21 protein-coding genes are annotated in these 23,063 nt (G+C 64.5%); 6 read left to right on the forward strand and 15 right to left on the reverse strand.

Annotated features, from left to right (window positions below; translation table 11 throughout):
- Positions 1 to 71: 71 nt before the first annotated feature.
- Positions 72 to 1,049 (forward strand): quinone oxidoreductase family protein, encoded by a 978-nt coding sequence (locus NJ75_RS14605; RefSeq protein ID WP_039335696.1) that lies wholly within the window; start codon positions 72 to 74, stop codon positions 1,047 to 1,049.
- Here NJ75_RS14605 and NJ75_RS14610 read toward each other — a convergent pair.
- From NJ75_RS14610 to NJ75_RS14630, 5 genes are all read right to left on the reverse strand, one after another.
- The gene (locus NJ75_RS14610) at positions 1,046 to 1,651 is read right to left on the reverse strand and encodes a hemerythrin domain-containing protein (RefSeq protein ID WP_082013403.1); all 606 of its coding nucleotides are present in this window, start codon (positions 1,649 to 1,651) and stop codon (positions 1,046 to 1,048) included. The two genes, NJ75_RS14605 and NJ75_RS14610, sit on opposite strands and share 4 nt — an antisense overlap.
- Before the next feature lie 11 nt (positions 1,652 to 1,662).
- On the reverse strand, positions 1,663 to 3,789 hold the full coding sequence (locus tag NJ75_RS14615; RefSeq protein WP_156135820.1) for a catalase: 2,127 nt from the start codon (positions 3,787 to 3,789) through the stop codon (positions 1,663 to 1,665).
- A 192-nt stretch (positions 3,790 to 3,981) separates the two neighbouring features.
- Positions 3,982 to 4,209, reverse strand: coding sequence for a hypothetical protein (locus NJ75_RS14620; protein ID WP_039335700.1), 228 nt, complete (start codon positions 4,207 to 4,209; stop codon positions 3,982 to 3,984).
- Positions 4,210 to 4,284: 75 nt separating this feature from the next.
- Entirely contained in the window at positions 4,285 to 5,058 is a 774-nt protein-coding gene (locus tag NJ75_RS14625) for an enoyl-CoA hydratase/isomerase family protein (protein WP_039335702.1), read from the reverse strand.
- A 132-nt stretch (positions 5,059 to 5,190) separates the two neighbouring features.
- Positions 5,191 to 7,551, reverse strand: a complete 2,361-nt coding sequence (locus tag NJ75_RS14630; RefSeq protein ID WP_039335704.1) for a TonB-dependent receptor — start codon at positions 7,549 to 7,551, stop codon at positions 5,191 to 5,193.
- 245 nt (positions 7,552 to 7,796) lie between these two features.
- On the opposite strand from NJ75_RS14630, the gene NJ75_RS14635 reads away from it, so the two are divergent.
- The 3 genes from NJ75_RS14635 to NJ75_RS14645 are packed head-to-tail and all read left to right on the forward strand — an operon-like array spanning position 7,797 to position 10,918.
- The gene (locus NJ75_RS14635; protein WP_039335706.1) at positions 7,797 to 8,570 is read left to right on the forward strand and encodes a TIM barrel protein; all 774 of its coding nucleotides are present in this window, start codon (positions 7,797 to 7,799) and stop codon (positions 8,568 to 8,570) included.
- Between the two features lie 33 nt (positions 8,571 to 8,603).
- On the forward strand, positions 8,604 to 9,947 hold the full coding sequence (locus NJ75_RS14640; RefSeq protein ID WP_039335708.1) for an MFS transporter: 1,344 nt from the start codon (positions 8,604 to 8,606) through the stop codon (positions 9,945 to 9,947).
- An 11-nt stretch (positions 9,948 to 9,958) separates the two neighbouring features.
- Entirely contained in the window at positions 9,959 to 10,918 is a 960-nt protein-coding gene (locus NJ75_RS14645) for a ThuA domain-containing protein (protein WP_039335711.1), read from the forward strand.
- A gap of 15 nt (positions 10,919 to 10,933) precedes the next feature.
- On the opposite strand, the gene NJ75_RS14650 is transcribed toward NJ75_RS14645, so the two are convergent.
- The 6 genes from NJ75_RS14650 to NJ75_RS14675 all read right to left on the reverse strand — a co-directional run bounded on the left by NJ75_RS14650 (position 10,934) and on the right by NJ75_RS14675 (position 17,097).
- The gene (locus tag NJ75_RS14650) at positions 10,934 to 11,257 is read right to left on the reverse strand and encodes a type II toxin-antitoxin system RelE/ParE family toxin (RefSeq protein WP_039335713.1); all 324 of its coding nucleotides are present in this window, start codon (positions 11,255 to 11,257) and stop codon (positions 10,934 to 10,936) included.
- Positions 11,258 to 11,271: 14 nt separating this feature from the next.
- Positions 11,272 to 11,511 (reverse strand): ribbon-helix-helix domain-containing protein, encoded by a 240-nt coding sequence (locus NJ75_RS14655; RefSeq protein ID WP_039335715.1) that lies wholly within the window; start codon positions 11,509 to 11,511, stop codon positions 11,272 to 11,274.
- Positions 11,512 to 11,576: 65 nt separating this feature from the next.
- On the reverse strand, positions 11,577 to 13,274 hold the full coding sequence (locus NJ75_RS14660; protein ID WP_169745727.1) for a putative bifunctional diguanylate cyclase/phosphodiesterase: 1,698 nt from the start codon (positions 13,272 to 13,274) through the stop codon (positions 11,577 to 11,579).
- Between the two features lie 98 nt (positions 13,275 to 13,372).
- Positions 13,373 to 14,665 carry an SGNH/GDSL hydrolase family protein gene (locus tag NJ75_RS14665; RefSeq protein ID WP_039335717.1) on the reverse strand — a complete coding sequence of 431 codons (1,293 nt, stop codon included), beginning with the start codon at positions 14,663 to 14,665 and terminating at the stop codon, positions 13,373 to 13,375.
- 24 nt (positions 14,666 to 14,689) lie between these two features.
- A complete protein-coding gene (locus NJ75_RS14670) occupies positions 14,690 to 16,249 on the reverse strand; it encodes a carboxylesterase/lipase family protein (protein WP_039335718.1) in 1,560 nt (519 codons plus the stop codon).
- 5 nt (positions 16,250 to 16,254) lie between these two features.
- The gene (locus tag NJ75_RS14675) at positions 16,255 to 17,097 is read right to left on the reverse strand and encodes a nuclear transport factor 2 family protein (protein ID WP_082013408.1); all 843 of its coding nucleotides are present in this window, start codon (positions 17,095 to 17,097) and stop codon (positions 16,255 to 16,257) included.
- Positions 17,098 to 17,439: 342 nt separating this feature from the next.
- Here NJ75_RS14675 and NJ75_RS14680 point away from each other — a divergent pair, with 342 nt between their 5' ends.
- Together NJ75_RS14680 and NJ75_RS14685 are read left to right on the forward strand one after the other, a co-directional pair.
- A complete protein-coding gene (locus tag NJ75_RS14680; protein WP_082013409.1) occupies positions 17,440 to 18,432 on the forward strand; it encodes a sugar phosphate isomerase/epimerase family protein in 993 nt (330 codons plus the stop codon).
- Between the two features lie 13 nt (positions 18,433 to 18,445).
- Positions 18,446 to 18,820: a C-glycoside deglycosidase beta subunit domain-containing protein gene (locus tag NJ75_RS14685; RefSeq protein ID WP_052242524.1), complete on the forward strand. Its 375-nt coding sequence runs from the start codon at positions 18,446 to 18,448 to the stop codon at positions 18,818 to 18,820.
- Positions 18,821 to 19,022: 202 nt separating this feature from the next.
- Here the strand turns inward: NJ75_RS14685 and NJ75_RS14690 are convergent, their stop codons facing one another.
- The 4 genes from NJ75_RS14690 to NJ75_RS14705 form a co-directional block, all read right to left on the reverse strand.
- Positions 19,023 to 19,511 carry a TspO/MBR family protein gene (locus NJ75_RS14690; RefSeq protein ID WP_039335721.1) on the reverse strand — a complete coding sequence of 163 codons (489 nt, stop codon included), beginning with the start codon at positions 19,509 to 19,511 and terminating at the stop codon, positions 19,023 to 19,025.
- A gap of 266 nt (positions 19,512 to 19,777) precedes the next feature.
- Entirely contained in the window at positions 19,778 to 20,125 is a 348-nt protein-coding gene (locus NJ75_RS14695; protein ID WP_156135811.1) for a hypothetical protein, read from the reverse strand.
- 21 nt (positions 20,126 to 20,146) lie between these two features.
- Positions 20,147 to 20,902, reverse strand: coding sequence for a DUF3142 domain-containing protein (locus NJ75_RS14700; protein WP_236727155.1), 756 nt, complete (start codon positions 20,900 to 20,902; stop codon positions 20,147 to 20,149).
- Positions 20,899 to 23,031 carry a hypothetical protein gene (locus NJ75_RS14705; protein ID WP_039335725.1) on the reverse strand — a complete coding sequence of 711 codons (2,133 nt, stop codon included), beginning with the start codon at positions 23,029 to 23,031 and terminating at the stop codon, positions 20,899 to 20,901. Before NJ75_RS14705 ends, NJ75_RS14700 begins: the two co-directional genes overlap by 4 nt.
- Positions 23,032 to 23,063 lie beyond the last annotated feature (32 nt).

The following is a 23,063-nucleotide window of genomic DNA, read 5'->3' on the forward strand; positions in this document are numbered from 1 at the left end:
AGCGGTTTGCAAAGCGCGGCATCGCCGGTCTAGGGTCGGCCAAACCGTTCGCCATTCCAGGAGGGCCACCCATGCACGCCAAAGCCGTCCGCCTCACCGCCACCGGCGGCCCGGAAGTCATCGCGTGGGCGGATATCGACCTGCCTGCACCGGCTGCGGGCGAAGTGCTGGTCGAACATACCGCTGTCGGCCTCAACATGATCGACACCTACCACCGTGGCGGGCTCTATCCGATCCCGATTCCCGGCGGCCTGGGCGTGGAAGCGGCAGGGCGCGTGGTTGCGGTGGGCGATGGCGTTAGCGCGTTTTCGGCCGGTGATCGCGTCGCCACCTTCGGGCCGGAACTTGGCGCCTATGCCACGGCGCGCATCTATCCCGAAGGCGCACTGTTCAAGCTGCCCCATGCCATCAGCGATGCGACCGCTGCGGCCGCCATTCTCAAGGGCTTCACCGTCGAATTCCTGGTCGAGCGCTGCGCACAGGTTCAGCCGGGCTGGCCGGTGTTGGTCCATGCCGCAGCGGGCGGCGTCGGTCTGATGCTGGTGCAGTGGCTCAAGCACATCGGCGCCACGGTGATCGGCACCGTCTCCACGCCTGAAAAGGCCGAGATTGCGCGCACTGCCGGGGCGGACCACGTGATCGACTATTCGCGCGAGGACGTCGGCCCGCGCGTGCGTGAACTGACTGGCGGCGCCGGAGTGCGCGTCGCCTTCGATGGCGTGGGCAAGGATACCTGGGAAGCCAGCCTCGATTCCACCGCGCGGCGCGGGCTGATCGTCAGCTATGGCAACGCCTCCGGTCCGGTCAGCGGTGTCGCGCTCGGCACATTGTCGCAAAAGGGTTCGGTGTTCGTGACCCGCCCGACACTCTACCACTACTACGCCGACCCGGCCGAACGCGCGGCGGGATCGGCGCGGGTGTGGGACATGATCGCCAGCGGCGCGGTTGCCGTGACCATTGGCCAGACCTACCCGCTCGCCGAAGTCGCCCAGGCGCACCGCGATCTCGAGGCGAGGAAAACCACCGGATCGACGGTACTGATGCCTTAGGCGATATCGTTGATCCTCAGCCTCGGCTTCACTTCCGCCGCCGCCTTTTCCGCCTCCTTGCGCCGCTCGAACACGGCCAGCATGTGCTTGCGATCAGCCGCGGTCAGGATCTTCTCGCTTTCGACGAACTGCTCCTGCTCCTCCTCGCGGATATGGTGCAGGTATTCGTGCTTGAGCGCGGCAAAGCGCTCCAGCCACTTGGGCGTGCCCAAGTCGCGCGCGGCAAGATCGTCGAGCATCTTGTCGATGTCCTTGTGCTCGGCAACGGCATGGCGGGCGAACTCGGTGGTTTCAGGATTGCGCAGCACGGTTGACCACAGCGCCTGCTCCTCGGCAGCGGCGTGGCCCTTCAGCTCATAGACCAGCTCCTCGAACAGCGCCTGGGCATCATCGCCCTTGCCGCCCGTCGCCTCGAGCATGGCGAGCAGCGCACGGTGCCGGTCATGGTCCTCGATCAGCCGCCCGAACACATCGGGCAGGCCACGCAGATCGGTTGCCGGGGTCTGCCCGATCTGCGCCGGGACGTCAGGAGCAATCGCCTTGGCCTTGGCGATAGCCTTCGCCTTGGCCTCGGCAGGCTTCATCTTGGTCACTATCGCCATCTGTCGTCTCCTCAGGCGAGATCGCGGATTTTCGGCTCACGCCCGAAGTGGCGCACCGGCCCCACTTCCAGCAGCTTTTCGTTCGGCACCACGCCTTCGTCCGGCTCCACGCCCGCCTTCTCGAGGATGACCTTCGTGCCATTGCAGTGGGCAATGGTCTTGCAGTGGCCAAAGGCGTCCATGAACCACTGCACCGCCGCGCCTTGTTTCGCCAGTTTCTCGGCCTCCGCCGGCATCAGCACCGAAGCCACCGCATCGAACAGGACAGAGGGCGAGCCATCAAGCTTGCCATCGGCCTTGAGCGTTCCGCCCTTGACGGACAAGCCGCCAACCTTGGGCGCAACCAGGAACACCGATCCGCCCGCCGCTTCCACGCCCGCCTTCAGCTTGTCGATCGTCGCCTTGTCCGATCCTTCGGCAAAGAGGATGCCGACCTTGCGGCCCTCGAAGGTCATCTTCGCCTGCTTCTGGATCGACAGCGCGTCCGATGGCTTCATCTCCACCGGCTCGCGCGCAGCAGGCGCCTTCTCTGGCAGGTCCATGGCCAGGCCATCAGCCACCCGTGCGGCCAGATCCTCGTCCACGTTGCGCAGGCGCGAAAGCACGCGCATCCGCACATGCTCCATCGCACACTTCGAAAGCTCGAACACCAGCGCCGAGGCCATGTGCGCCTTCTCGTTCTCGGTCTGCGAGTGATAGAACAGCGCCGCCTGGCTGTAGTGATCGGCGAAGAGTTCGGCGCGCACGCGCACCTTCTCGGTCGGATCGTTGCGTTCGCCGTTCTCGCGGAACGATGTGAAGCCGGTGTCCGGGCAAGCGCGCGGGCCGCTGTCCTCGCCCGCCTCGTTAAGCGAGTTGGGTTCGTAATTGGCGCGTCCCGTCGGCACCAGCGTCTGCATCAGCCCATCGCGCTGCATGTTGTGGAACGGGCACTTGGGCGCGTTGACCGGGATCTGGTGGAAGTTGGTCGTGCCAAGGCGCGATTTCTGCGTATCCAGGTACGAAAACAGCCGCCCCTGCAGCAGCGGATCGTTCGAGAAGTCGATGCCGGGGATGACATTGCTCGGCAGGAACGCCGACTGTTCGGTCTCGGCAAAGAAATTGTCGACATTGCGGTTCAGCGTCATGCGTCCGACGATCTGAACAGGCACGTCCTCTTCCGGGATAAGCTTGGTCGCGTCGAGCACGTCATAGGGCTGCGCTGCGGCGAACTCCTCGTCGAACACCTGCACGCCCAGGTCCCATGCCGGGAAGCTGCCCATGGCGATGCTTTCGAACAGGTCGCGGCGGTGGAAATCGGGATCGGCCCCGGCAATCTTCACCGCCTCGTCCCATATCAGCGATTCCATGCCCAGCACCGGCTTCCAGTGGAACTTCACGAACTTGCCCTCGCCCGCGGCGTTGACGAAGCGGAAGGTGTGGACGCCAAAGCCCTGCATCATGCGCAGCGTCCGCGGGATGGTGCGGTCGCTCATCGCCCACATGATCATGTGCATGGTTTCGGGCATCAGGCCCACGAAGTCCCAGAACGTATCGTGGGCACTGGCGGCCTGCGGATAGCCGCGATCGGCCTCCATCTTCACCGAATGGACCAGATCGGGGAACTTCATCGCATCCTGGATGAAGAACACCGGGATGTTGTTGCCAACCAGATCCCAGTTGCCTTCGTCGGTATAGAACTTGACCGCAAAGCCGCGCACGTCACGCGGGGTGTCGATCGATCCGGCACCACCGGCCACGGTCGAAAAACGCACGAACACCGGGCAGGTCGTGCCCTCCTTCTGGAACAGGCCCGCCTTGGTCAGTTCCGGGATCGCCTTGGTCACCTCGAACACGCCATGCGCGGCAGAGCCACGGGCGTGGACGATGCGCTCGGGAATGCGCTCATGATCGAAGTGGAAGATCTTCTCGCGCAGGATGAAATCTTCCAGAAGCGTCGGCCCGCGCGCGCCCGCCTTCAGGCTGTTCTGGTTGTCCGACAGGCGGTGGCCGAAGTTGTCGGTAAGATAGGCCGCGCCATCGGCTCCGGCGGCAGCGTCCTGATGCGTTTCACCGGCATTGCCGGTCTGCGTGGCATAGGCGCCCTGCCCGGCCCCCGGCTGATGATCGGCAAGCGCATTGTCGAGCGCGGGCGACATCGAGGACGATTCATTGGTGGTCTTGCCGGTCTTGGCCATGGCGCGTGTCCTTGGGTTGCGCGCACGGGTGAGGGGCGCAGGAACACTGCGCCCGCCCGTTCACGCGGGAAATATGGGGAAAGTCGGTTCCCGAGGGTGGACCGCCGCGCGCCGGGAGGGGGAGGAGCGCGCGACGGTCCGAGGGGAACGGGATCAATAAGTGCGTGTCGTGCCCGAAGCGCCCTGACGGGCCTGCTTCTTCTTCATGGCGCGCGATACCGCCCAGGTGCCGCCGGCGGCTGCCAGCATGCCCAGCGGCCCCATGCGCCGCATGACCGTGGCCGCAGCAACGCCGATCAGCGCGCCAGTGCCTTCGCTCATGCCGGGGGTGCGGTCGGCAATCTTCTTGCCGACCACTGCGGAAATGATCTTGCCTATCATGGATTACCTCTTTGGAACCCTTCCAGAACCGCGCGGGCCGGACTTGGTTCCAAAGCGCGCGCTATCTGCCGAACGCTATTTGCCGAACACCGGCTTTCGCTTCTCGACAAAGGCGGTGGTGCCTTCGCGGAAATCCGCACCCTCGAACGCCGAGGCGAACACCTGCAGGCTTTCGGCGTCATCGCCAACCTGCCCGTCGAGCACGTTGCGCACGAAGCCCTTGATTGCCTGCGTGGAGAACGGCGAGGCCGCCAGCAATTGCGCGACCAGCGCGTCCTCGCTCGCGGCCAGTTCCTCGACCAGCCCGACGTCCCTCGCCTCCTCTGCCCCCAGCAGCATGCCGGTAAACAGCATCCGCCGCGCCTGTCCCGGCCCGACGAGATCGACCAGCAGCTTCACGTCATGCAGCGGATAGACCAAGCCCAGCCTGGCCGGCGTGATGCCGAACCGCGCCTCAGGCCCCGCCACGCGGATGTCGCAGGCCAGCGCGATGCCGCAGCCGCCACCCACGCAATCGCCCTCGACCATTGCCACGGTCGGCAGGCGAAAGCGGGTCAATTCGTATTGCGCGCGGTTGATCGCGGTCTGGTTTGCCGCGCGCCAAGCCGCATCGTCCTTGTTGGCGAGCAGTTCGGCAATGTCGGCGCCAGCGCAGAACGCGCCACCATTGGCGGATTTCACCACCAGCACCCTGACGTCCGGATCGGCGTCGGCCTCGGCCAGCAATTCGGGCAGACGCTGCCACATCGCGATGTTGAAGGCGTTGCGCTTGTCCGCCCGGTCGATCAGCAGGCGCGCCACCGCGCCATCGCGTTCCAGCCGCAAGGTTGTACCCGCCTCGTCACCCATCGCGCATCCCCGATCGTCGTCCAACCCGAGCCGCTCTGGACGCGCGACCGTCGCTTGGCAATATCGTGACGCCCAATGAAAAGAGGCGGACCTTGCGGCCCGCCTCTTCTGTCCGTCAGGCGATCACGCCGATCAGAAGTCGACGCTCAACCGCACGCCATAGGTGCGCGGCGCGGCGAACTGCCAGTTATAGATGTCGTCCGGCCCGGCCACGGTGAACCCGGCATAGGTCAGCGGACGGGTGTTCTCGATGTTGCGGACGAAGCCCTGCAGGCTGAAGCGCTTGTTTTCCGGCGCATAGGTCAGCGACAGGTCGGTCTGGGTAAAGGCCGTCTGCTTCGAATCGCGGTAGTTGAACACGTCGCCGAAGTACGCGCTCTTGAAGGTGGAGAACACGCTGGCCGTCAGGCTGCCCATGTCGCCCAGCGGGATCACCTTGTCGTAGGCCAGAGTGATCGTCCACTCGGGCGTCATCGGCGGGGTGTTGCCGGCAAGGTTGGGCTGCGTGACAACGCCCGGCGTCGTCTCGAGGTTGCCGACCGTCAGCTCGCCGTTGCCGCCGCTCGGACGGCAACCCGAGCCGCTCACGCAGAACACCGGGATTGCAGTCAGGAGCTGCTTGTACTCGGCGTTGACGTAGTTCGCCGTGGCCGAGAACGTGTCGTTGTCCGAAAGCTTGATCACCGCTTCGGCTTCGACGCCCCAGATCCTCGCCTTGCCGGCGTTGAAGATCTGGCTGCCCTTCGTCGTATCGAGCAGCACGCCGACCTGCAGGTCCTTGTAGTCATAGTAGAAGCCGGCAAGGTTGAAGGTGTGCTGCGACGATGCGCCGAAGTTCTTCTTCAGGCCTGCTTCGTAAGCCGTGTTGGTTTCCGGCGCATACTGGCCGACTGAATCGAAGCCGCCCGCCTTGAAGCCGGTCGAAACCTTGCCATAGATCAGCGTATCGGCATCGGGCTTGAAGTTCACGCCGGCCAGCCAGGTCAGCTTGTCCGCTTCCGAACCCAGCGTCAGATTGCGCAGGGGCGTGCCGGGGTTGGTCGGCCGGACGTTGCCGGTGTTGAACAGCGGGTTGGACGGATTGGCAATCGCACCGCCATGGTCGCGATAACGGGCAGAGCGCTTGTCATCGGTATAGCGCAGGCCGGCCACGATCGTGAACTGGTCCGAAAGCTTCACGTCGGTCTGGCCGAACACCGCCCAGCTGCGCGATTCCACGTTGCGGAAGAAGTAGTTCACGTATCCGCCATTGGCGCCGAGCAGGAACGGCGGCGGCGGCAAGCGAAACAGCCCGCGCTCCACGTCGAGCTTCTCGTTGAAGTAGAACGCGCCCGTCTGCCAGACCAGCAGGTCGCTCTCGCCATTGAGGCGCAGCTCGTGGCTGTGGGTCTTGGTGTTGCCGACAAAGGTGTTGAAGCGATAGGCGGGCGAAAGGCCCAGCGCGGAAAGCGCATCGGTCTCGCGGAAGCCGCCGGTGTAGGTCACGGTGGCGGCGCCGAAATCATAGGCGATGCTGCCGCGCACGGCGGTTGACTTCAGGTCGTTGCTGCCAAGGCCGCTCGCCGGTGCATTGTAGGTCGAACGGTCCACGTTGGCGAGATTGTTGGTCAGCGCCGGAATGCACTGCGTACCCGGTACAGCCGGGGCAATCTCGACCCAACCGGGGTTGGCGGCGCAGCCCGCTCCCGGCGAGTTGCCGGCCGCGTTGAAGTTCATGAAGGCCTGGGCAGGAACGACGATGTCCTGCTCCACCCGCTCGACCGCCGCGTTGATCTTCAGGCCCGAGACCGGCTCGAGCCGCAGGCTCAGACGGCCACCCCAGGTGTTGTCATCGCCACTGCGCTTGTCGATGTTCGGATGGTAGTTGTAGCCATCGCGGTCGGAGTAGATGCCCGACGCGCGGATGCCGCCGATGTCGCCCAGCGGCACGGTGACGCCGCCCTCGGCGATCACGTGGTTGAAGTTGCCATAGCTCAGGCTGCCGTTGGCGGCAAATTCGCTGCCGGGCTTGCGCGTGATGAAATTCACCGCGCCGCCGGTGGCGTTGCGGCCATAGAGCGTGCCCTGCGGCCCGCGCAGCACTTCAACGCGATCGAGGTCGAAAAGCGCGGCATTCAGTACGGTCGGGCGATTAATGTATTCGCCATCGATGTTGATGGCGATGGCCTGGTCCTGCGCCTCGTCGTTGCTGTTCGAACCGATGCCGCGAACGGTGACGCGGGTCAGCACGGTATCGTTCACGATCTGGACGACCGGCGCCACGCGCTGGAGCGAGACGAGATCGGTCACGCCCGAAGCCTTGAGCGCCTCGCCGCTGACCACGTTTATCGCGATCGGCACGTCCTGCACGTTCTGCGACCGGTTCTGCGCGGTCACGATGATGACATTGGGGTCGGCAGCCTCGTCGGCTTCGCTTTGCGCCAGAGCCGCCGAAAACGGCACGATGCAGCCTGCGCCGCACAGCAGCAGGAACTTGAATCCATTCGATTTCATCTGGTTTTTCCTCCCAAAACTTGTTCGCCGCCGATTCGGCCGGAATGCGAAGGCTTATTCTGGAATATAGATTCTATTTGTCAAACCCCGGTCTGCATTATGTCTTAGTGTTGCTGCCGCATTCGGCGGAGCCCTCTTGACCTAGGCCCGAGAGAATGCGAACATGCATTCCAATAAAGTAGCGGCCCTTTCTGCCGCCAGGCAAACGCACCGCATGGTGCGGGGCCGCCGATTGGGAGATCGACGTGCCTGCTGCTTATCCGCTTTCATCCTGCATCGAATGGCAGTTCGCCGAAGCCGGTGACCTTGCCCAGCGTATCCGCGCCGCCAAGGCTGGCGGTTTCGACCTGGTCGAATTCCACCTCTGGCGGGACAAGCCCGTCGAAGCCATCGGCGCGGCCCTTGCCGAAACCGGCGTCACGCTCACCGGCATCTGCGTCGATCCGCGCCGCTCCATCGTCGATCCGGCCGAACGCGCCGAGATGGTGCAGGCCGTGCGCGAGACCATCGAAGCCACTGCCCCCCTCGGCAAACCACCGCTGATCGTCGCATCGGGCTTCAAGGTCGAAGGCATGAGCGAGGAAGACCACTTCGCCAACGCCGTCGCCGCATTGAAGGAAGCCGCCGCGCTTGCGGAAGCAGCAGGCGTCACCCTCCTGCTCGAACCACTCAACACCCGCCTGTTCTCGGCAATGTACCTTGTCAGCACCACGCTCGGGCTGGACCTTGTCGAAGCGGTCGGCAGCCCCAACCTGCGCCTGCTCTACGATGTCTGGCACAGCGCCGTGATGGGCGAGGATATTGCCGACGTTCTGAAAGGCCGCATCCACCTCGTCGCCCATGTGCAGGTGGCCGACATGGACGACCGCAACGAACCCGGCACCGGCACGGTTGACTGGGGCCATGTGATGGGAACGCTCGAAAGCCTTGGCTACAAGGGCAGCATCGGCATGGAGTATTTTCCCACCCTGCCGATGGACCAGTCGCTCGAGCTGACCCGCAAGACGCTGGCGCTCTGAGCAAACTGTAACGCTGCGGTCCGGGAGAGGGATGTGGCAAACGAAAAGTTGAGCTTCGCCGAACGCCTCAGCTACGGCATGGGCGACATGGGCACCAGCCTTGCCTACAACATGGCCAGCGGGTTCCTGCTGTTCTATTACACCAATGTCGTCGGCATGCCGGCGGCAGGGGTGGGTACCATCTTCCTGATCGCGCGCCTGCTCGATGCCATCATCGATCCGGTGGTCGGCATCATGGTCGACAAGACCCGCAGCCGATGGGGCCGCACGCGCGGCTATTTCCTGTTCACCGCCCTGCCCTATGCGCTGCTCACCGTCGCGCTGTTCCACGTGCCCGACTGGAGCGACAGCGCGCAGCTGGTCTATGCCTTCGTCACGTTCAAGGCCTTGGGCATCCTGATGTCGGTCCAGGCGATCCCCTATACCGCGCTGATGCCGATGATGACCCTGGACCCGAAGCAGCGACTCAAGCTGTCCGGCATGCGCGGCGTCGGCACCTCGATCTCGGTCGTGCTCGGCACCGCTGCCGTCATGCCGCTGGTCGGGGTTTTCGGCGGGGAAGACCAGAACAAGGGCTTCCAGTACGTCGCGATGCTCTTTGCCGCGATCGGCTTTGCCGCAACGCTCGCGCTCTTCGCCAACTGCAAGGAGCGCTTCGAGGACGGCTCCTCGCCCGATTTCGCCATCGGCCCTGCCGTCAAGGAAATGCTGCAAAACAAGGCTTGGCTCGTCGTCTTCGCCTCGTGCCTGCTCTATTTCATCCGCTTCGGCCTGATGATGAGCGCGACCGCCTATTTCGCGATCGACGTGATGCGCCAGCCCTGGCTGATCTCGGTCATGCTGCCTGCCGTCTCGGGGATGCTGCTGCTGTCCTCGTTCGTCGCCCCGCCGATCCTTGCCCGCACCGGCATCAGGAAGGGCAGCGCCTTCGTCCTCGCGCTCGCCGCCGTGATCTTCGCTGTGCTCCCGCTGGCGCAGGACAACACTGCCGCCTTCCTCAGCCTCTACATCGCCGCCTGCCTTGCTACGTCCATCACCATTACCGCCGCCTTCGCGATGATCGCCGAGACGGTGGATTACCATGAATGGAAGTTCGGCACCCGGCGCGAGGGCCTGCTTTCGGCAGGGATCAGCCTCTCCACCAAGGTCGGCATGGCAGTGGGCACCGCAGGCTTCGCCTTCATGCTCGGCGCGGCAGGCTATGTGCCCGATGCCGTGACTGATGCCGCGCGCGAAGCGATCCGCTGGACCTACTACGGCAGCGCCGTCGTCCTGCTCGGCCTGCAGACCGTGGTCGTCCTGATGTGGCCGATGGACGGCCTGCACGAAACCATCCGCAACGACATCGCCGCGCGCCAGCCCGCAGCGGCGGAATAAGGGAGAACCTCATGAAGAAGATCACAGCCGCCCTGCTTGCGGCCTGCCCCGTCGCATTCTGGGCCGTGCCTGCCGCCGCGCAGGTCATCGTCACCATCGATTACCGCCCGCCCGAAACCGTGCAGCGCGTCGCCATCCCGGTGAACCCGGCCGAGAACCGCCTCAAGGTCCTCATCATTTCGGGCCGCAATTCCTACGAGCATGACTGGACCGGCGTGAACAACATGCTGCGCACCATGATGCAGGATACCAAGCGCTTCGACGTTCGCGTGACCGAGGATTTCGACAACGGCACGCTGGAAACGCTAAAGCAGTACGACGTCGTCCTGCTCAACTATTCCAGCCGCTGGAACTATGCCGATCCGGTGCAGAAGGTGTGGTCGGACAGCGCCTTCAAGGCGCTCTACCAGTACGTGCGCGAAGGCGGCGGGCTCGTCGCCTATCACTCCAGCTTCACCTGGGGGCGGGACATACCCGAATACAAGAAGCTGATCGGCGGCGCGATGGAACCCGGCACCAGCCGCCGTGCCCCTCCGGGTGCCTTCCCCGTCCATCTGGTTGACCGCACCCACCCGATCACTGCGGGCATGCGCGAATTCATCTGGACCTACAACGACGACATGTACACCAACATGGGCATGGACCCGGATGCGAAGATCCACGTCCTCGCCACCGCTCACGATTCCGCCGCCGCCTATGACCCGAAGCTGACCGGCCCCAAGTATCCCGCCGCCGCCTATACGCCCGAAAAGCTCAAAGCCATGAAAGGCATCGACGCCGATCACCCTCAGGTCTGGACCGCCGACTACGGCAAGGGCCGCGTCTTCTCGATCACGCTTGGCCACGATGAAGTCTCGCTCCACTTCCAGCCGCTGCAGACCCTGATCCTGCGCGGCACCGAATGGGCCGCCACCGGCAAGGTCACCCTGCCCGTACTGGAAGAAGCGAAGGACTATCCGACCAGGCCCTGACCGCGGCTTGGCAATTCACGCTTCTGGATCGGCGGCGAGCCATGCAGGGATGTCGCTCTGCAGATGAAGCAGGCGGAGGATTTCGATGCGATCCTCCGCCACAAGATAGAAAGCCGCCCAGGGAAATCCCTTTACGCTTCTCGAACGAAGACCCGGCACCGACAACTCGTAAGCCCACCGCGGTGAACCTCCGTCCGGCGCACGAGCGATCGACGCATATGTATCCTGCAATCTGTAGACAAAGCGCAGGGCAACATCCAGCCCGGCTGTCAGGGCATAGTCTTCCGTAGCGCGCCGGGCATCCTTGTCTGCCAGCTCATGGAAAACCAGACGGCGCATCGGCCCGCTTCTGCTCAGCTGCCGACGCTGTCCCGCGCCAGCTTTCGCAATCCGTCGAAGTAGGCCTCATCCACCTCGCCCGCAATTGGCGAGGCCGCGCCATCCAGAATCATCCCCCGCAGTCGCTGCACGTCCTGGTCCTTGCGGATCAGCTCGCGGACGTATTCGCTGTTCGTGCCGAACCCCCGGCTTGCAACCTGGGCGTCAACGAAAGACTTCAAGGCGTCTGGCAGCGAAATGTTCATCGAAGACATGCCGCCAAGATAGATTGCATGGCAAAAAATGGCAACCTACCCCTCTCCCAGCCTGCCGCGCTGCCCTACCTTGCAGCAGCCACCCGCGCTTGCGGAACGGGCGCGAACAGGCGCGCGATCTCGTCCGCCGCAACGGCCCGTCCATAGAGGAACCCTTGCGCTTCCTTGCAGCCAAGTTCGCGCAGCACCCGTTCCTGCTCGCGCGTTTCCACCCCTTCGGCGATCACTTCCAGGCCAAGCGTGCGCGCCATCTGCAGCACCGCATCGACAATCGCGGCATCTGCATCCGAACGATGGATCGCTTCAACGAAGCAGCGGTCGATCTTGAGCCGATCCAGCGGATAGCGCTGCAGCAGGCTGAGCGAGGCATACCCGGTTCCGAAATCGTCGAAGGCAATGTCCACGCCCAGCGTCTTCAGGCGCTTGAGCATCGTGGCAACTTCGTCGTTGTGCTTGATCACGATGTTCTCGGTGATCTCGATTTCCAGCTGCGTGGGCGCGATGCGATGCTTGCGGCAGGCTTCGCCGATCACGCCATAGAGCCGGGGCGAGCGCAACTGCGCCGCAAACAGGTTCACCGCCATGCGCACTTCGCCAAGCCCGGCGCTGCGCCAAGAACTGGCCACGCGGCAGGCCTCGTCGATCACCCAGTCGCCCACGTCCTCGGCTACAACGCTGTCATCCAGAACCGAAAGGAAGGCATCGGGGTGCAGCAATCCGAACTGCGGGTGCTTCCACCGCAGCAGCGCCTCCACGCCCAGCAGCGCCTTGTCTTCGAGCGAGACCTGCGGCTGGAAGTGCAGCACGAACTGCCCTTGCGGCAAGGCCTCGCGCAGTTCCGCGCCCAGCCTCTGGCGCTGCTCCGAGCGGTTGTGCATCGTCGGCAGGTAATACTTGCGCTGCGCCCCGTGCTCGGCCTTGGCGCTGTAGAGCGCAAGGTCCGCGCGCGACAACAGCTGGTCCACCGTCGATGCATCCTTCGGCGCCAGCGCGATGCCGATGCTGGTGCCGACAAACACGTTCTTGCCGTTGATCTGGAACGGGGTGGCGAGACTTTCGAAGATTGCACGGCACAGCGAATCGATCCGCAGCGGATTGCTGCAATCGGACAGGACGATGGCAAACTCGTCGCCGCCGAACCGCGCCACCATGTCGGCATCGCCCACGCAGCCTTCCATCCGCCGCGCCACATCAGCCAGCAGCAGATCGCCTACGCTATGGCCCAGCGTGTCGTTGATGTCCTTGAACCCGTCGAGGTCAAGCAGCATCAGCGCGCAGGAGCCGCGCGCGATCGCTTCCTCCAGCCGGGCGTTCAAGGCATTGCGGTTGGGCAAGGATGTCAGCGTGTCGCAATGGGCGAGATGCTCGAGCCGGCGCTTGGCCGCCTGCCGATCGGTGATGTCGCGGATCAGCGCGCCGAACATCGGCTGGCCTTTCTCCTCCCACATCGACAGCGAAAGGTCGACCGGGATTTCATGTCCGTCGGCATGGCGCACCAGCATCTCGATGGCCTTGCCCGCCAACCGCGCCTTGCCGCTCTTTACGGCGCGGGCCAATCCCGCCTCGTGCGCGGCGTGGTAGCGCTCCGGCATGATGATCGTCAGCGGCTTGCCGATCGCCTGCTCCGCGCTGAAGCCGAACAACTGCTCGGCCGCGGAATTCCACGAAAGGATCAGGTTGTCAGGCCCGGCGCAGATGGCGGCAGTAGCGGACCGCGCAAGCATCTGCGCATAGCGACCGGGGTGCAGGCTCTTATTCGGCAAGACAGACTCCTCGATCGTGGCGAGCATGCCTTGCCTAAGTTAAATGTCTAAAAGTGAAGCTTTCTTGATGCACGGGAATTACTTAGCGCTGAAGAACACTACGGAAAGAGAGCCAGGTCCATGCCTTCTCCCATCGCCTGATGGCCGGCGTCGCTGGGATGCAGGTGATCACCTGAATCATGGGGCGCGGCGAACCGGTCGGGCGCTGCAGGATCGCGGACCATCGCGTCGAAATCGATGACCGCATCGGGCTCTGCGGAACTGCGTATCCAGCGATTGACCTCCTCGCGCAGAGCCCTTTTCTGCAGGGTCGACGTCGCCGCATCGCCCGGGCTGGGCGTAAGCGTGGCAAGATAGACCTTCACGCCACGCGCGTGGGCGCGGGCAATGATCTGGCGATAGCCGCCGATCAGGTCGGCGCTGGTGATTTCCGGATTGTCGCCGAACGGGCCCTTGCCGGAAAAATTGATGTCGTTGATGCCCTCGAGCATTATCACGTGCGAAAGGCCTTCGATGCGCAGCACGTCGCGATCGAACCGGGCCAGCGCGGCTGCTCCCCAGCCGGGGGCGAGAACGCGGTTGCCGGCAATCCCGGCATTGATCACGGAATAGCGCCTGGCGCCCTTGCGCGCATTCAGCCTGCGCGCCAGAATTTCGGGCCATCCGTGCAACGCACCGGGAGTGGCGCGGTTGCCATCGGTAATCGAATCACCAAAGGCGACGACAACGTTCACAGCAGTTTCGCCGAGCACGGAAACGCCCGTAACCAGCGGCCTCCCGGTCAGGACAGTTGCCCCGCCAAGCACGGGCTCCATCGCCTGTCCGCCCTTCGCCACCACGAACCCGGCGCCGCCGCGGCCTTCGTTCATCATCGGCCCGGCGAGATCCACGCTGACGACGAGCTCGGCCCCCGCCTTCACCTTGAGGTCAACGGGATCGCTTACGAGCGGCGCGCCAACGGCCATTGCGGTCTGGCTGGCACCCGAGAAAGTCAATCTGCGCAGGCTGCCGGGGCGCGCGTCAAAGCCGGCTGCCGCAATGCCGACCGATGCAGCAGCGATCTGAAGCGGCTTCGACCCCTCTTCGTTGGATAGCCTTACGCGGATCTGTGCGCCGTCGGCCTGTATGGTCACCCGGTAGCGCACGGTCCCTGTCACCGGCTGCGGCAACAGATTGCGGCGCAGTTCCTCGCCTTTGACGTTCCAATGCTCGTCGGCAAAACGCAGGAACGCTTCCGAAGGCGCCTCGTAGGTTGCCGGGCTGGACTGGAAGGCATCGCGCCAGGCCTGCCCCGCCCCGTTTGCTCCGGAAGTTCTTGCTGCCGAAGGCATCGACGCCACGGCAAATGCGGCAAGTCCTATGAAAATTCGCAAGATCAAGCGGTTGCGCATGGCAGGACTCCTTTCACGGGCGCTTCACATCAGCCCCAGCTTGCTACCACTTGCAGCATAGGCCTTGAACGCCTCGAGCCGTTCGGTCGAGGATACGGCCGGCCGCATCGCTTCACGGTCCCCCAGCCCCATCACGCCGCTCGTCGCCGGGCCCACCTGGGCCCATCCTGCGCCCGGCGCGCCGCTGCGCATGAAGGCCAGCAGGCGGTCCTGCCACTGCCGCACAATGCGCCTGTCAGCCGCCGTCCACGTCCGATCGCCGATCCCGATGTTGCCGAACACATAGGGCAATTGCGAGGAGTGGAAGGCTCCCCACGATTGCCCGCCCCGCACCGCCGGATAGGCGTGGTCATAGACATAGGCGAAAACCGGTTGCCGCGCACTGCGCGTGCGCTCCTTCGCCCACAGCAGCAGCCCTGCCATGTAGCGATCGCGCGCGATCAGCGTGTTCGATGCAATCGCTTCCGCCTCGGTCGCATGCGGATAGAGCGCCAGCAGACGGTCCGCGAACGCGCCATAGCGTGCCCGCACCGCCGCCTCGAACTGCGCCGGCGTCCGCACCGAAGGATCGATCATCTCGGCACTGTTGTACCCGGTGATCAAGGGCACCGGGCTAACCACCGGGCCGCTCGCCCGGACCGGATCGAACGGCACCACCTTGCCATCGACATTGGGCACGAACCGCAGCGGCGGCGGACCGCTGCTGGCGCCCGGCACATAGCGCGTCGCCTCGATCAGCGCCTCGGCAGGAACCTCGCGCATTTCCGCGATGCTCGCCTTGCCCAGCTTGGCCGCAAGCTCTGCCCCGATCTGCTCGTTCTTCGCCAGCGGCGGCACATCCACTGCCATGCTGGCGCCGCTGAAGGCGATCGCCTTGTCGAACAGGCCCTTGGCCATCGGTGATACCATCAGGTCCGCCACCGAAGCCGCGCCCGCGCTCTCGCCCGAAACGGTCACGTTGGCCGCGTCGCCACCGAATGCCGCAGCATTGGCGCGCACCCATTTCAGCGCGGCGATCTGATCCAGCAGTCCGTAATTGCCCGAAGACCCCAGCGGCGATTCCGCCGTGAGCGCCGGATGCGCCATGAAGCCCAGTACGCCGACGCGATAGTTGATCGTGACGACGATCGCGCCCCGCGCGGCAAGCTTCGCCCCGTCATAGATCGGCAGGCTGCCCGCCCCGCCGCCAAAACCGCCGCCGTGGATGAACACCAGCACCGGCAACTTCTTTACCGCATGCTGCGGACGCCAGATATTGAGCGTCAGGCAGTCCTCGCTCATCGGCGGCGCGGCAAGGAACTCAGCTGTATAGGGGCCCCACGGCGCCGGTACGCCCTGCTGGCACACCGGCCCGAACGCAGATGCCTCGCGCACGCCTTGCCACGGAGCCGCCCCCTGCGGCTCGCGCCAGCGCAGCGGCCCCACCGGCGGCGCGGCATAGGGGATGCCGAGGAAAGCCTCGGCGCCCCCCTTCACCGTCCCGCGGACCGCGCCGCCGCTGGTCGCCACCACGGTCTGCGCAAAGGAGACGTTCGCCGCAAAAGCAAGGGCGAACGCCCCGACAGGGCCCGCGATCCGCATCATGCAGGTCAGTACTCGAAGGTTTCGCTGAAGGTGCGATACGGTTCGGGCGGACGCGCCTCGAGCTTCTGCGAGGTATCGGTGCGGTAGGTGTTGGAAAGCACCGTGGCGGGCCCATCGACCTTGGGCATGAACACCGGCTTGCCGTCCTCGCCCACATACATCAGGTCAACGTTGAAGGCATCGTCCTGAGCGACAGCAGCAAAGGGAATCCAGCCCATGCCATAGGGCGCGCGGGCCACCTCGAAGCAGTGGAAGTGCCAGATTTTCCACTGGCCGTCCTGCTTGATGAAGTCGACCCCGTACTTGAGGTAGACGTTGTGCATCCACACCTTCTTGCCCTGCACGAGATCCTTCTCGAACATCCAGGCAGGCATGTTCTTGGCCTTGTCGACATCGACCAGGCCCGATTCCAGCCCGTTGACGATCCACAGGCCCTTGGCGGTCTGGCCATCGCCAGCCACTTCGATCACCGGCGTCGTCACATAGTGGAACACCAGCTTGCTGACCGGCGCGGGACGGCCCTGGTGGTAGGACATGATCTTGTCCCAATCGGTGTAGACGCCAAGGTTGCTGTACTGCGAGCGTACGCCCGGCGTGCCCTTCTTCGCCCACAGCGGGATGATGTCGGTATCGCGGAAGGCATTGTGCAGGTACATGTAGCGCGAGAACAGGTTTTCCACCGCCGCCCGGTCGCGCGCACCTTCGACCTGCGCCTTCAGCACCTGCATCTCGGCCTTGATCGCGGCCAGATCGTCCTTTGCAGCGGCCGGACCTGCCATTACCGGACCTGCCAGCGCGGCACTTGCCAGAAGGCCGATCATGGCCCGGCGCAACGTCTTTGCGTTCATCTCCATCTCCCTTTGCAGTCTTTTCGGGCAGCACCGCATCATGCGCGGCATCGCGGATTCAGAATAAGTATGGTGATTCTAAAACGATGGTCAAGCAGGACTTGACGGACGCCGCATATTGTTAGAATATCCATTCCAATAAGGGGCGGCAGACCCCAGGAGAGAGCGAAAGGCCTGCGCTATCTTGCACGCCCCTTCCCGCCCTGTCCGCAACGCTAACTCGGCATTTCGATCGAGCCTGTGCCGGCTATCCGCAACAACCCCGCCAAGAGGTGACATGTGTCCAAGATCAAGAGGGGCGTGAGCCTCTATTCCTACCAGAACGAGACCTTCCAGGGTAAGATGACCCTCGAGGACTGCATCCGCACCAGCGCCGAACTCGGCGCCAAGGGCATCGAGGTCATCGGCGAACAGTCGTTCTGGGGCTGGCCCGAATATGGCGTGGCCGATGCCGAGATCGAAAACTGGCACCGCATTATCTCGCAGTATGATTGCACCGCCGTCTGTCATGACTTCATGCTGGACTACAAGCGCTACAAGGGCCGCCTGATGCCTCTGGAAGAGCAGGTCGCCAGCGTGAAGAAGGACATCGACTTCGGCGCCCGTCTTGGCGCGAAGTACATCCGCGCCCTCGTCTCGATCGCGCCCGAAGTACTGGTTGCCGCCGCGCCTTATGCCGAGGAAAAGGGCATCAAGATCCTCATCGAGGTCCACGCCCCGCTGCACTTCGATCACCCCTGGATCATCCGTCACGCCGAAGCCTTCGAGAAGTCCGGTTCGGACGCGCTCGGCTTCCTGCCCGACATGGGCATGTTCCTCCACGCCTTCCCGCCGGTGTTCACTGAACGGTTCATGCGGCTTGGCGTGCCGAAGAACATCGCGGATTACATCGTGAAGGCCTATGAAGACCGCGTTCTTTCGGAATACGTCATCCTGAACGTGCAGGAGATGGGCGGCACCGGCCCTGCCATCGCCATGGCCGAAACCATGCGCCACAACGCCGCCTATGAGCCCAAGCGCATGCTCGACTACATGCCGCGCATCCACAACATCCACGGCAAGTTCTACCAGATGAACGAAGACTACGTGGAACCCTCGATCCCCTACGACAAGATCGTCGAAGTGCTGAACCAGGGCGGCTACGACGGCTACATCTGCTCGGAATACGAAGGCAACCGCTGGATCGAGGACGCGCAGGAGCCGGATTCGGTCGAACAGGTCCGCCGCCAGCAGGTCATGCTCGCCCGCCTTCTCGGCGAAGCGCAGGACCCCGCGATCAAGACCTCGCCCACGGCTTGCGCCGATGCGGAAGCCATGGCCGAAGCTGCAGAATAAGGAGACTCTTCCCATGATGGACAACAAGATGATCGTCGAGGGCAGCCTCCGCAGCGAGGACGGCGGCTTTTCCTTCCTCGGGCGCCTGCCTTACTACCGCGGCCTCGGCCTCTCGATGATCGAGGACATCCAGGTCACCGTCGACGGCGTCGTGCAGCCGCGTGAAACCGTGCGCTTCTCCGCGCACGGCAACACCTACACGCTCGACGAGATGGAAACCGTTTACGACGATCGCTGGAACTTCGGCGAAAAGGCCCGGATCATCGTGCTCAACGGCGAACTTGCCGCAGGCGATCACCAGATCACCTTCGCCGTGCGCTACCGCGTCTCCTACCTGCCCTTCGTGCCCACCACGAAGGATACCAAGGACCTGGCGCTCGCCGCGTGACAAAAACCCGGCGTCCCCGCGCCTGAATGGATTTTGGAGCGGGGACCTCGGCGTTGTTACGGAACGCCTGCAAAAAAGGGGGACGGTGCGATCGCTCGCGCCGTCCCCTTGAAGTTCAGGAACTCTGACTGGCAGAGCCCTTCGGGTCGCAAGGGCTGATTAGCTCGCTTCGTCGCAGAAGAATGTGCGACAATTCACACGTCTACGAGATTTCTCTCACGTTGCCGAAAGGCCGGTTCAGCCGGACGATGACAAGGTTGAGGCAGGCGGCAAAGCTCACCCACGCAAGATAGGGCACGATCAGCCAGCTCGCCAGCACCGAGAACGGCCGCAGCATGACGCACAGCGCCAGTACCGAAAGCCACAGCGGCACCACCTCGATCAGCGCCCAGTCGGGCCGCTTGCGCGCAAAGAAAAGCGGCGACCACAGGAAGTGGCACACGAAGTTCACGGCGAACAGCGCGATGACCGTCATCCGCCCGGCCTCGTCACTGGCACCATCCCAGCTCAGCACCGCCGCCCAGGCGGCAAGCCCCAGGATCACCGTCCACGCCGGGCCGAACAGCCAGTCGGGCGGCTGCCAGGAAGGCTTCTTCAGATTGCGATACCACGGCCCGATCTCGGTCAGGACCCCACCCGCCCCGCCAAGGATCAGGGCCCACAGGACGGCTGCGATGACATGAGGTTGCATGGAGCGAAGGTCTGGCCGCAATCGACGCCGCACGCAACCTGCATCTGCGGGCGGCCCTGAGCCGCCTTCGAAGATCTCTGATCCTCCCCGTCCTCGCGAAGGCCAAAGAAGGTGCCAATCCGAAGGACTGACGGAGGGGTGGCAACCAGTCCTTTCCGCGCCCTCCTTTGCACCAGCGATGAAAAGGGAGGATCGGCGGCTATGGCGAACTCCTACTTGAAAAGCCGCCGTTCCGCATACGACGCCATTGCGGACAATTGGATTGGCTAACTGTGGGTTGGTATTTCGTTGCCGTAAATGACGATAGCAGAGCCTCGAGCGAGCGCTGCATCCGCAGCCGTTCTTAACGTCGGATCGGCAATGAGGCTGGTGTCGCGGTTCAATTCCTTTTCCCGCTTAACTTCGACATGCAGCCAGCCCGCTTCATCTGCATGTTTCGTTGCTCGGCCCCGAGCCCAGTCCATGGTGGACCCGGAGGCGTAAAGCATCAAGGCATGGCGGGCGCCGGGCCGCTTATCAGTTGCTTCCGTCGCAATCGCCTCGGCAAGATAGATGTAAAGCTGATCTGTCACCAGTGCTCTATCGGGAAAATCAGCCAACGGAGCAATGTCCATTTTCCACCCCATTCTAGCCATTCAGCCCGAACTACGCCGCGTCCGAAACCGGACCTCCCCCCAACGCCGCTCGCGCCCCAGCAGGAACACCGCGTAGCCCCGGAACATCGGGTGGGTCTCAAGTCCCGGTGGGGCTTGCCATTCGCCGCCTTCGACCAGCGCCACCCGGAAGGGAATTGGGAAATTTGCCAGTTTCGCGAAGTAGGCTTCGTAGCCGGGGATCGTGGAGCGGGCCTGGTAGGTCTGGATCACCACTTCGTCGACCGTGCCGGCAAGTTGGGCAAGCGCGCGGGGATCGCCATTGGCGCTCCAGTCCATCAGGCCGGTGATCGACAGGCGGACGTCCCTGGGCAGGCGGGCGTGCAGGTCTTTGAGGAACGCGGCGTAGCCTGACAGGCCCTTGGTGGCGGCATCGAAATCGACCTGCAGGCCCGCCACCTCGTTACCCGCCGCACGCCACTGCGCAAGGTCGGCGAGGATCGCGGCTCGGGTGGCGTCGGTCCAGTCGAGCCGCTCGGCTCGCACGACCAGCCACAGCGTCCGCCCGGGCAAGCGCGGGATGCCCATGCGCAGCCGATGCAGCCGCGCTGCGCCATCGCGCCGCACTTCGCCATCGAGCAGGTACACGGTGCGCGCCTTTATCTCAGGCGCAGGGTGGACGCCGGGCCAGACGAACACTGCCTCAGCCGTTTCGGCCCGCACGCGCGGCGCGTCTGGCTGCCGCTCGCATCCGGCGAGGAGCAGCGCAGCGGCAAAGGCAATCGCGCGCCAGTTCACCAGTAGAAGCGCAGCGCCCTGGCCCACTGGCTTTGCGGGTAGCGCTTCTTCAGCTCGTCGTACCAGCCCTTGCGCACGGCCAGCGGCACCTGCGCCCCCTCGAGTTCCGCCGTGCTCCGCGCAGGCCCGGCACAGCCATTGTAGCCCGAAGGCGCATAGCAGCGCACCGCGCGGTAGAGCGCATAGGCGCGCAGGTCTGCCGGGGCCGCCTTGTCAGCGATGATCGCGGCATAGATCGCATCGCGATAGCTGGCCTTGCCGGGGAAAAGGTCTGGCGCGCTTCCGAGAATATTCGCGCCATCGCCCGGCGCGTGCAGGGCGAAGCCATCAAAGCCGTTCAGGCGCCAGAAATCGCCGAGGCACAGGCGCGCGCGTTGGTCAGCCGGATTGCGGGCGAGCGTGGCGGCGGTCTGCGCAATCGCCGGACAGGCAAAGCCGTCCGACCACTGGCCCTTGGTAAACAGGCCCACCGGCACGCTCTGCTGGCTGGCAAAGCCCCACAGCCCGCCATCGGTGTTGGCATCGGCAGGCACCAGCGCCACATCGCGCGTGAAATCGGCGAACGCGCCGCGCGTCAGGTCCTTGTGCAGCAGGGCGAAGCGGGCAACGTCGCGCTCATGGTCCGAACGCGAGGCGTCGGCCGCGCTGGCGCGCAGGATCTCCGGGCTGGCAACGGTCTGCAACAGCACCTCGCGGATCGATTGCTCCTGCACCGGCGATCCCGGCGCGAAGACCTGATCCACGCGCCCGTCGCGCTGCCAGCGCAGGGCAAGGCCGAGTTCGGCCAAGGGGCGCTGGTGGAACGGGCTCGCCGCGCCGATCAGCTCGCGCCAGAACCCCGCCTCATTGGGATCGCGCAAGGCCGAGAGCGCCTGCCCGCGCACCATCTGGCGGCTGAAGGCCAGCGGCGTCATCCCCTTCGCCCGCGCCGCATCCGGCAGGATCGAGAGGATCGGCTTCGCATTCTCGCCAGCATAAGTGATCCGCGTGGCTTCGAGCAGGCCGTAGAGATCGGGGTAGGCCAAGAGCTGCGCTTTATGCGCCGCAAGCTCTGCGGCAGACAACCCCACCGCTGGCCCGTCGTAGACCGGCCGCATCTTCTTCATGTCGGCCAGCGCCAGCAGCAGCGGCGCCTTGCCCTGCTTTGCCACGACAGCTGCCGCATCCTCGCGATCAAGCAGCTTGCGGTCGATTTCCTCAACGAGATAGGCCGCCTCGACACTTGATGCGGGCGTCGCCCTGAGCAGCGCCTCGTAGGTGCCGACCAGCGCCTCGGTATCGCCGCCCAGCCACGCCACGCGCCGCTTCAGGCCATGCGCAGAGTCGGCATAGCGGCCCTTGGGATAGGCGGCGAGATAGGCATCGATCGCACGTGCCGCCGATGTCAGCGCCGCGCGATCCACCTTTTCCGGTCCGGCAAAATCGCCCCACTCGTCCAGCGACGTCGCCGCCGCGCGGCGAAGCCCCGTGCGGATCGGCATGTAGCGCGCAGTCTCGGCAATCCACGGATTGCCGACCTTGGCCAGCGTGGCAAACCCCGCTTCTGCTGCCGCATAGTCCGCCTTGTGGAAGGCATCGGCGGCTTTCAGGTAGGAGAGGAAAGCGCGGCCCTGCTGGCTGGAAATTGCCGCGTCATTCCACTCGCCGTCATGGCACCCTGCCGTCGCCCGCAGCGCTGTCAGCGTGGCCCGCTCTCCCGCCGGCACGCCCTTGTCCGCCGCCAGCGCCGCAAGGAAATCGGCACTACCCGCCTCAGCCTCAGAGCACCTCTTCTCGTCATAATCCGGCTCGGGCGCCTCCGGCTCAGGCCACAGCGAAGCGCGCAAGCCTTCCCACGACACGAACACCTTGCCGAACTGCGGATCGTTGGGATCAATCTTCGCCTCGGCAGGCAGTGCCACCCCCGGCTGCACGCTCTGCATCAGCATGACCATGTTGATGCGCGTATCGTTGCCGGGGCTGATCAGCGCGCGGCCTGCGCAGTCATAGTCCAGCGCACCCAGCTGCCAGCCGGGATAGCACGAGGTATCGGCACAGGCCCACAGTGCGGTGCCCACGCCAAGGCTGCCCAGCGCCACGGCGCCTGCGGTAGTGAGGACGGGATGCTTGGCGAACAGACGCTTTATCATGCGCGGCAAGGTGGCCCAGCCGGTCCTCCTCG

Origin of the sequence: Novosphingobium subterraneum, assembly GCF_000807925.1 — a bacterium.
GTDB classification, from domain to species: Bacteria; Pseudomonadota; Alphaproteobacteria; order Sphingomonadales; family Sphingomonadaceae; genus Novosphingobium; species Novosphingobium subterraneum.

Excerpts from the sequence above, each read along its gene's own strand:
- NJ75_RS14605 (WP_039335696.1), top strand. The coding sequence starts at position 72 with ATGCACGCCAAAGCCGTCCGCCTCACCGCCACCGGCGGCCCGGAAGTC.
- NJ75_RS14610 (WP_082013403.1), bottom strand. The coding sequence starts at position 1,651 with ATGGCGATAGTGACCAAGATGAAGCCTGCCGAGGCCAAGGCGAAGGCT.
- NJ75_RS14615 (WP_156135820.1), bottom strand. The coding sequence starts at position 3,789 with ATGTCGCCCGCGCTCGACAATGCGCTTGCCGATCATCAGCCGGGGGCC.
- NJ75_RS14620 (WP_039335700.1), bottom strand. The coding sequence starts at position 4,209 with ATGATAGGCAAGATCATTTCCGCAGTGGTCGGCAAGAAGATTGCCGAC.
- NJ75_RS14625 (WP_039335702.1), bottom strand. The coding sequence starts at position 5,058 with ATGGGTGACGAGGCGGGTACAACCTTGCGGCTGGAACGCGATGGCGCG.
- NJ75_RS14630 (WP_039335704.1), bottom strand. The coding sequence starts at position 7,551 with ATGAAATCGAATGGATTCAAGTTCCTGCTGCTGTGCGGCGCAGGCTGC.
- NJ75_RS14645 (WP_039335711.1), top strand. The coding sequence starts at position 9,959 with ATGAAGAAGATCACAGCCGCCCTGCTTGCGGCCTGCCCCGTCGCATTC.
- NJ75_RS14650 (WP_039335713.1), bottom strand. The coding sequence starts at position 11,257 with ATGCGCCGTCTGGTTTTCCATGAGCTGGCAGACAAGGATGCCCGGCGC.
- NJ75_RS14655 (WP_039335715.1), bottom strand. The coding sequence starts at position 11,511 with ATGTCTTCGATGAACATTTCGCTGCCAGACGCCTTGAAGTCTTTCGTT.
- NJ75_RS14665 (WP_039335717.1), bottom strand. The coding sequence starts at position 14,665 with ATGCGCAACCGCTTGATCTTGCGAATTTTCATAGGACTTGCCGCATTT.
- NJ75_RS14670 (WP_039335718.1), bottom strand. The coding sequence starts at position 16,249 with ATGATGCGGATCGCGGGCCCTGTCGGGGCGTTCGCCCTTGCTTTTGCG.
- NJ75_RS14675 (WP_082013408.1), bottom strand. The coding sequence starts at position 17,097 with ATGAACGCAAAGACGTTGCGCCGGGCCATGATCGGCCTTCTGGCAAGT.
- NJ75_RS14680 (WP_082013409.1), top strand. The coding sequence starts at position 17,440 with ATGACCCTCGAGGACTGCATCCGCACCAGCGCCGAACTCGGCGCCAAG.
- NJ75_RS14685 (WP_052242524.1), top strand. The coding sequence starts at position 18,446 with ATGATGGACAACAAGATGATCGTCGAGGGCAGCCTCCGCAGCGAGGAC.
- NJ75_RS14690 (WP_039335721.1), bottom strand. The coding sequence starts at position 19,511 with ATGCAACCTCATGTCATCGCAGCCGTCCTGTGGGCCCTGATCCTTGGC.
- NJ75_RS14695 (WP_156135811.1), bottom strand. The coding sequence starts at position 20,125 with ATGGACATTGCTCCGTTGGCTGATTTTCCCGATAGAGCACTGGTGACA.
- NJ75_RS14705 (WP_039335725.1), bottom strand. The coding sequence starts at position 23,031 with ATGATAAAGCGTCTGTTCGCCAAGCATCCCGTCCTCACTACCGCAGGC.